Source organism: Pantoea sp. GD03673 (assembly GCF_029844725.1).
In the GTDB taxonomy this organism is placed as follows: domain Bacteria; phylum Pseudomonadota; class Gammaproteobacteria; order Enterobacterales; family Enterobacteriaceae; genus Pantoea.
Genome location: NZ_JAOCKJ010000026.1, coordinates 1 through 4,360 on the forward strand (window position 1 = coordinate 1; position 4,360 = coordinate 4,360).

Consider the following 4,360-nt stretch of genomic DNA (forward strand, 5'->3'; position numbering starts at 1 on the left):
AGCGTGCGACCCTTGCGTGAAGGCGCCCGGGTGCCAGGTTTCTGCACGGCGAAGGGACTCAGGGAACAAAACAGAACGCGGGTGATGAACAGGGCACAGCCCCGGACGGCGGCTTTCTGCCGGTCCGGTCCTCAGCGGCCACGGCTTTTTGTGGCCAGTGAATGCGCGGGCGCACGCCCGCTGCAGGGGTTGACCCGGCCGTTGCCATCAGACCCCAGCCGTCAGGCCCGAAACCCGGAGGGATTCGGCGAAGCTTACCGGCTTTGCCGGTTAGCGCAGTAGGGCTGACGACCCGGCAACGCCGGGGAGCCGGAGGGGGCATAAATATTAAATTCGAAATTTTTGGTTTTCCTGAGAGGTAATATATTTAAGATCTATATAAACTCATAAAGCAACCTAACTAAATACTCAAATTACAAGTGTATATCGTAGTCTAAGCCATCGTCTTTAACTACAAATGGGCTTCCAAGCTTAACTTTATTTTCTTTAACTTCAAAAACTACACCTTCAACTTTGAAAAATGATATGTCACCCACCTTCAACTTCAATACATCCCCCGGATGATATGTAGCACGCCTTATTGTCAATACAGGGATTTTACCTTCACCATCCGCATACTCAATTTTTCTTATGGTAGGATTGAAAACATAAAAGTCATCCTCTATGTTTTCATGCATCTCTACCTTGTACTCACAGCGTATATTATCAGCATTGTTTACGCTGGACGATCTCTTGAATAGTACGATATTGTACTTTTCAATTGACTTATTACTACCCTTGCTAACTTGAGTGGAGTTAAATGTAATACCATCAAGCTTAAGAGAGTTGTTAATTGACAAGTATTCTGATACCGCCTGTGTTATTAAATATTCATTTTCCGCATTCTTTCCTGGAACTGGGATGGTTAATATTTTTGATAGCGTACGTAAAAAAGATGACTTTTCAAGCCTTTTAATGACTTCTGGATTAAACTTACTGCCTTTCTCATGAGAGATTAATTCTAAACTAGAAATATCTAAAACTCTTAGTGCTCGCATGGCTTCAAATGGTGCAACTACCACATAACTGCCTACTGCAGGTCTTACCTCAGCTATAGCTACTTCAGCAGAGGCTGCTCCATAAAACACTGGTATACCTGATGCGTTCATTCTACCAGCTCGTGCAATCTTACTAGGCGGCGGCCCAAATTCCAGCTCAGGATGTTTTAACGCAACTTCCACTTCATTAATTGAATCAAATACTCGCGCCCGAAAAAAAACCGTGTTTATTTTTATTTCTTTAATGGCAGAAGAACTCACTTTTGTTTTATAAGTATCTATATCGCTAAATAAATCATCAAGAAAATCCTTAACCCCCTGATTAAAGTATCTCGCCTCGCTCTTTAAAGATTCAAGCATTTTATTCCACGCCAAATCAAGCACATCTGAATTATAATCCATTTTCACATAGTTAAAATCATCACTGTACTTTTCATATTCATCCAGCCTGAATGGATTACATTCCTCCTTAAGATATTCATAAATATCTGCAACTAAAGCTTCATCATCAGTTTGCAACTCATAATGTATAACCCCCGTTGCATCATCGCCCGCTGGAGCATCCCAATAAACATCATTCTCAAAATTTGGCTCGTAATAGCTTTCAAATACCGCATGCATCATCTCAGCAACATCACTATAAGGTAAGCTTTTACGGGCTTTTAAACAGTAACTGCAACCGCCACTTCTATTGCCATGTTTCTTGATGTAAGATTTGACATACTCTTCGCCAATGCATTCATGGCATACCTTCTTATCTTCTTCCATTTTTTTCTCTCTTTTAAATTGAATTATTTTGAAATATTAATTCAATTATAATGTTATGTGTTGTTTTGTTTCGCCATCAGACCCTAGCCGGCAGGCCCGGAACGCTTGCGGTCCGGCGCAGCTAACCGGTACAGCCGGTTAGCGGAGTGGGGCTGACGACCCGGCAACGTCGGGGAGCCGTAGGGGGCCATCAGGGTCTTCATGTCTTTGACCTTAAGGAGAGGAAACCATAAAAGCAACTGCAGCCCACACAGGAATAAACAGCAGCAGAAAGCAGAGAGAGAAGACGGAGAGACAGCGCTCCGGAGAGAGAAAGCGCAGGCAAAGGATGAAGAACCGCCGTGGCGGCGCAGCCGCCACAGCTGTTATCACCCGCCGTTGACGTTTGCGGTCTCAGCTGACGGCGCTAATCCGGCCCCGCATGCGCGGAACCGGTATGGCAGGCAATCAGGCATCAATGCGGACAATCATTGCTGAAACGTCCGTATATGCGAACGCCCCGCGTGGCAGCACTTCCTGATGCGTCGCAATATCCTTAAATTCTTGCTGCTGACGCGGACCGTTTGCGCAGACCGCAACCAGGTTACCGCCCGGTGCCAGCATTTTCAGCGCGTGCCGGATGTGCTTCAGATCCTCGCCGTTACGGAAAGGCGGATTCATGATAATCCGGTCATAAACCGCCTGCGGGGCGCAGCTCAGAAAGTCCGCGCAGGTAACGGCCACTTCAGGAAAAGTGGCGCTGAGATGTTCAGCCAGCGCCGCGTTCATTTCCACGCACTGGCATATTACCCCCGGCACGACCGCAAGCACCGCGCGGACAATGGCGCCGGTCCCGGCGCTCGGCTCCAGCACCCGGCTGCCCGGCCGGGCATCGGCCAGGGTAACAAGCTTCCGGCACACCGGATCGGACGAAACAAACAGCTGTGTATCTGCATGCACCCGGGCCACGGGCTGCAGGCCGCTGAGTTTCTGCTGCATCTGCGCAATTCGCGCGCTGAGTTTGGTACGCATTTATCGTTCTCCCGTGCCGGTATTACCGGCACGCTTTGTATAGTCATATGTATATACATCATCTCCCCGGCACCGTCGGGGAGCACAGGCTTTTAGCGCGGTATTTCAACCGTCTTCATGTCAGTGATGTAAACCGGCGACAGGGTGTAGCCCGTGGACATCACGCGGCGTAACCGATAAGCCTTGTGATCGTCACCGGCCGTTATGCCCTTCACCTGTTTAAAATCGGCGTGCTTTTTACTCCACTGCTCTTTTGTCATGTGCTCAAAGCCGTCCCCCGGATAATTCACAATCGGCGGGCGCTTTGCGGCCGCCTTCGCCGTTTTTGCTTCCTCTGCGCCGGGCGCTTTGTATTCCGTAATGCGATCGGGCGTGATGGTGATGACGGCGCCGTTTCCCCGTGACATGAATGAATACTCAGGCGTAACCAGCGAGCTGATTCTTCCGCCGCTGCGGTTTACGCGAATGATGGTCAGCCACTCCCCGCGGCTTTTAACCTGGCCGCCCGGCACCATGTCCACATCTGAGGCCAGCACGCCGCCGTGCTCGTCCAGCATGGCGCGCTCGTAGGCAATGCGGTTGCGGTAGTGCGCCGTCCAGCGGCTTAACCGCGTGATGGTGCGCTCATGGCAGGGTATGCAGATGTCCCGGGCCTGTTCGGCGGTAATAATGTCATCTTCAAGGGCTGACCAGATGCTGCGGCTACCTTCATACTGGCTTTTCTCCGGCGGGCGCGGGTACTTCTCCAGGGTAAAGCAGCAGTAAAGGTGATCGATACCTGCAATAACAAGGGCCATTGCCCGGTTAAGGTTTTCAGATGACCAGAGTTTGATAAATTTCTGCACGTCCTGAAGCCGGCGCTCAGCCTTGCGCAAATCGGCCTCAATCTTCTTAATCCGGCGCCAGCGCACGTCCGGGCGCTCTTTGTAAGCAGCATGACGCAGCGAGGCCTCTGCGCGGCGCTCCCAGTATTCAGACGTTTCAAACAGGTTGATTGCGCGGCGCATGCCGTTTTCAATTTTCTGCGCGTGCTTACGGGCACGGCGCTCGCTGTGATGTCCGACAAGAATCGGCTGCCCGAAGGGAATGGCCGAAGCCAGGCTGTCCACGGCTGCCAGCACCTGTCCGGACTCGACGGCGCGTTTTTCGCTGTACTCTTCAAAGCGCTCCGCGCGCTCCTCCTGGCGGTCAAACAGTGACTGATCTTCATCCTCAATTTCGCCGGCCAGTTCGATCAGCAGGTCTTCACGATCGGGCGTCCACATCGGCGCAACAAAGAGCCCCTGACGTGGCGCATGCTTAAAGCCCGCATCCTTAACACGCTTATACATTTCTTCATCAAGACGGTGCAGTGGGTACAGGCGCAATTTGTTGTCATCCGGCGAATACGTTGCACGGTAGTCCTGGTCGTTAAAAAAAGATGATTCTTTAGATTCTGAAGCCGTGGTGTTGACGTTCTGCTGTGACATGTTGTTTCTCCCGTTCAGGTTTAAGTGATGTTTCTCTGAGTTCCTCGCCGTGAGGGCAGAGCGGGCGACCGGGCA

The 4,360-nt window shown here is 50.8% G+C and carries 3 protein-coding genes; all 3 read right to left on the minus strand.

What is annotated here, in order from left to right:
* Positions 1-413: 413 nt before the first annotated feature.
* The gene (locus N5J69_RS22060) at positions 414-1,805 is read right to left on the minus strand and encodes an RES family NAD+ phosphorylase (protein WP_159222839.1); all 1,392 of its coding nucleotides are present in this window, start codon (positions 1,803-1,805) and stop codon (positions 414-416) included.
* A gap of 447 nt (positions 1,806-2,252) precedes the next feature.
* On the minus strand, positions 2,253-2,816 hold the full coding sequence (locus tag N5J69_RS22065) for a methyltransferase (protein ID WP_159222838.1): 564 nt from the start codon (positions 2,814-2,816) through the stop codon (positions 2,253-2,255).
* Positions 2,817-2,908: 92 nt separating this feature from the next.
* Positions 2,909-4,285 carry a DUF3560 domain-containing protein gene (locus N5J69_RS22070; protein ID WP_159222837.1) on the minus strand — a complete coding sequence of 459 codons (1,377 nt, stop codon included), beginning with the start codon at positions 4,283-4,285 and terminating at the stop codon, positions 2,909-2,911.
* Positions 4,286-4,360: the final 75 nt, after the last annotated feature.

Excerpts from the sequence above, each read along its gene's own strand:
- N5J69_RS22060 (WP_159222839.1), bottom strand. The coding sequence starts at position 1,805 with ATGGAAGAAGATAAGAAGGTATGCCATGAATGCATTGGCGAAGAGTAT.
- N5J69_RS22065 (WP_159222838.1), bottom strand. The coding sequence starts at position 2,816 with ATGCGTACCAAACTCAGCGCGCGAATTGCGCAGATGCAGCAGAAACTC.
- N5J69_RS22070 (WP_159222837.1), bottom strand. The coding sequence starts at position 4,285 with ATGTCACAGCAGAACGTCAACACCACGGCTTCAGAATCTAAAGAATCA.